This is a genomic window from Lentiprolixibacter sp. (genome assembly GCF_982873095.1).
Genome location: NZ_CEYNTP010000258.1, coordinates 1 through 3,705 on the forward strand (window position 1 = coordinate 1; position 3,705 = coordinate 3,705).

General features: G+C 46.7%; 4 protein-coding genes. 2 read left to right on the forward strand and 2 right to left on the reverse strand.

Annotated features, from left to right (window positions below):
* The first annotated feature begins 101 nt into the window (after positions 1–101).
* Both AC4E7D_RS12715 and AC4E7D_RS12720 read left to right on the forward strand, forming a co-directional pair.
* A complete protein-coding gene (locus AC4E7D_RS12715; RefSeq protein WP_490174163.1) occupies positions 102–887 on the forward strand; it encodes a diadenylate cyclase in 786 nt (261 codons plus the stop codon).
* Between the two features lies 1 nt (position 888).
* Positions 889–1,671 carry a DUF3667 domain-containing protein gene (locus AC4E7D_RS12720; protein WP_490174164.1) on the forward strand — a complete coding sequence of 261 codons (783 nt, stop codon included), beginning with the start codon at positions 889–891 and terminating at the stop codon, positions 1,669–1,671.
* Here the strand turns inward: AC4E7D_RS12720 and AC4E7D_RS12725 are convergent.
* Together AC4E7D_RS12725 and AC4E7D_RS12730 are read right to left on the reverse strand one after the other, a co-directional pair.
* Positions 1,668–3,434, reverse strand: a complete 1,767-nt coding sequence (locus tag AC4E7D_RS12725; RefSeq protein WP_490174165.1) for an ABC transporter ATP-binding protein — start codon at positions 3,432–3,434, stop codon at positions 1,668–1,670. The genes AC4E7D_RS12720 and AC4E7D_RS12725 overlap by 4 nt on opposite strands.
* The coding region (locus AC4E7D_RS12730; protein WP_490174166.1) for a tRNA pseudouridine synthase A at positions 3,427–3,705 on the reverse strand (279 nt) is incomplete at its 5' end. The genes AC4E7D_RS12730 and AC4E7D_RS12725, both read right to left, overlap by 8 nt.

Below are 3,705 nucleotides of genomic sequence, written 5' to 3' on the forward strand. Positions count from 1 at the left end.
AGGGAGGCCGTGGAATGCATTCGCCTGTATATGCAGCTTACCCCGTAAAGTAGTACGCCGAGATACGCCTATTTTTCCTAATTTTACAAAAACGACAAGGCTTGGAATTTCTCGATTTTCTCGATTTCAAAGTAACCGATGTAATTGACATAGTCCTTGTTGCCATCCTGCTTTATTACATCTACAAACTTGTACGGGGCACCGTAGCTATCAACATCTTCATCGGGATCGTTATTGTCTGGGGGTTCTGGAAACTTACCCAGTTGCTCGATATGAAGATGATCAGCAGTATGGTTGGCGGTTTTATGTCGGTCGGACTTATTGCCCTGATCATTGTTTTTCAACAGGAGATACGAAAGTTCCTGCTTATGATCGGATCTACCAACCTCGGCACCAAACGGAATCTGTCCAAACGCTTCAGGTTCCTCAGGCAGGAAGGGATGGCAGTAAAGACCGACCTAAAGGCCATTGTGAATGCCTGTGAAAAAATGGGAAAGACGCGAACCGGGGCCATACTGGTCCTTAAGAGAAACAATTCCCTCGATTTTGTCAAGTCCTCCGGAGATACCATGTTTGCCGAAGTAAACCAGCCCATAATACAAAGTATCTTTTTTAAGAACAGCCCCCTGCATGACGGGGCAGCAGTAATCGAAGACAATTTTATTACCGCCACCCGGGTCATCCTGCCCGTGTCTAATGAACGCTCTATCCCCCTGAGATTTGGCTTGCGTCACAGGGCTGCGGTAGGTATTACCGAACGGACGGACGCCATCGCCCTGGTTGTGAGTGAAGAGACCGGAAATATCTCCTACATAAAAAACGGGGAGTTCAAAATGTTCAAGGACCTTAAAGACCTGGAAGCGAAACTGAGGAAAGACCTTACATAAGATGAACTGCAAAAACTGTAAAGCTAATCTCCGAACAGATTTCAGGTATTGTCCTGTCTGCGGTGCTAAAATCATCTTCAAACGCATTACCTTCAGAGGGCTTTTTACGGATATTTTCGAACGCATATTAAACCTGGAGAATAACTTTTTCAGGACGATCGGCCACCTCACCGTCTGGCCGGAAAAGGTCATTACCGAGTATGTGGACGGGACAAGGAGAAAATACCTGAATCCCATCAATTATCTCACGCTCTCACTGGCACTTTCAGGAGTGCTGTTTTACTTCATGAAGAAGTATGCACTGGAAGAGATGGATTTTGATGTTTTTGGGATGGGCGTGAATCAGGAAGGTACCGCAAAACTCATGGAAGTTTCCATGGAGTACAACAATTTTGTATTTATTCTTTATATCCCGGTTATTGCCCTAGCCGGCTTCCTGTCCATAAACAGAAGAAAGTACAATGTACCCGAATATATCGTCACAGCGACCTACACTTTATCGCATTTCTCCATTCTGACATTCCCGGTGAGTTTGATAATGATTTTATTGAATCCCCGGGGATACATGGCTTTCTCTTTTATTTATATTGCTTTAATGGTGGGTTTTATCCTTTACATACTACTAAGGACACACCGCTATTCTGCCGGGGTAACTATTGCTCGTGGCTTACTTTTTATTATGCTATTCCTGATAGGCTACCTGGGAGTATCCATATTAATGCCGGTAATTTTTCTGCTAACGGGTGAAATTACCCTGCAAGATCTTTTACCCTCAAAACCTTAGGCCATCTCCTCGGCCATAAACTGGGCTTCATACAATTTGCTGTAGTAGCCACCTTTTTTCAGCAGGGCCTTATGGGTGCCTACTTCTACGATATGCCCGGCATCCATGACCAGGATCTTGTCGGCCTTTTTTACCGTGGCCAGCCTGTGGGCAATGATAATCGAGGTACGGTTCTCAGTTATCTTGTCTGTGGCTTTCTGGATCAGCTTTTCGGTGTAGGTGTCGACGGAAGAGGTAGCCTCATCGAGAATAAGGATACCCGGATTGGTCACGTAGGCTCGCAGGAAGGCAATAAGCTGCCGCTGTCCGCTGGACAACATGGAACCGCGTTCCTTAACATTGTACTGGTAGCCCCCCGGAAGGCTGCTGATGAACTCATGCACCCCTATTTGTTTTGCAGCCTCGGCGATCTCTTCTTCCGTCACTGCCTCGTCTCGAAGACTGATATTATTGGCAATGCTGTCGGCAAATAGGAAAACATCCTGGAGTACTACCGCAATGTTCCTTCGAAGGGAGGATAATTTGTAATCCCTTATGTGAAGACCATCCAGCAGGATATCACCTGAATTGATCTCGTAAAAACGGTTCAGAAGGTTGATAATAGTGGATTTACCGGCGCCCGTAGCCCCCACAATGGCTATGGTCTCCCCAGGCTGCACCTTGAAGGAGATCCCATGCAGTACTTCTTCGTCTTCCAGGTAGCCAAAACGGACATCCCGGAACTCTATGGCCCCTTGCATATGGTCGATTTCCTTTGTACCCCGGTCTTCAATATGGCTTGAGGTATCCAGAATTTTGAAGACCCGGTTGGCCGCGACCATCCCCATTTGAAGGGTGTTGAACTTATCTGCGATTTGCCTCAGCGGCCGGAACAACATTTCAATCAGCAGTATAAAGGCAAAAACAGTACCCATCTCTTCCTGGTTGAGTCCGGCCACGTTCTGTAAGCCACCATACCATACGATCAGTCCGATAGCAACTGAGGAGACGATTTCAGCCACTGGAAAAAAGAAGGAATTGTACCAGACCGTTTTTAGCCAGGCATCACGGTGCTTTTCATTGATCTCCCTGAATTTCCTGCTCTCAATTTCCTCCCGGGTAAACAACTGTACAATCTTCATCCCGGTGAGCCGTTCCTGCACAAAGGAGTTGAGGTTAGATACCTGGGCCCTCACCTCAATAAAGGCCTTCTTCATGGCTTGTTGAAAAAGGCGGGTGGCATAGAGGATGATCGGAAGCAGTGCAAATACGATTAGAGATAGTTTCCAATTCAGGTAAAGCATAACCCCCGCAGCCACTAACATCTTGAGTAAATCCGCAACGATTACGAAGAACCCCTGACTAAAGATCTCACCGATACGCTGCATATCGGCGACCGCACGGGTGACCAGGACCCCAACTGAGGAATTGTCATAGTACTTCATCCGGAAACCAATCATATGCCGGAAGAGTTTCATGCGGATATCTTTGATCACAGACTCCCCTACCCAGTTCGCATAGTAGTTAAAAAGCAACTGGGAGATGACCTGACCCAGAAGAACAATACCCATAGCGACAGTGAAATAGATGAGTTTTTCCGCATCTTTTTCAAGCAGGGCTTCGTCTACGATATTCTTCAGGAATATAGCCGAGAGAACGGCAAATACAGAAAGTAAAATGGCCGCCAGCGAAACCCCGAGGAAGGTAACACGGTAGGGCCGGGTATAGGCCAATACCCTTTTGAACAACCTGAAATCAAATGCCTTTCCCGTCTCCTTATCCATCCGCTTTGAGAATACTTTCCGGGTACTTCACCCGGACCAAATATAACCCTTTTGCAGGTACAGAAACGCCGGCCTCACTTCTATTCCTGCTTTTTATTATAGCTTTAACATCTTCCAGGCTGAGTTTACCTTTTCCCACATCCAGCAGTGTTCCCACAATGGCCCTTACCATATTGCGAAGGAAGCGGTCTGCGCTGATGGTAAACACCAGACGGTTGCCATTCCTGGTCCAATGTGCATGGCTGATCTGGCAAAGAAAGGTACGTACATC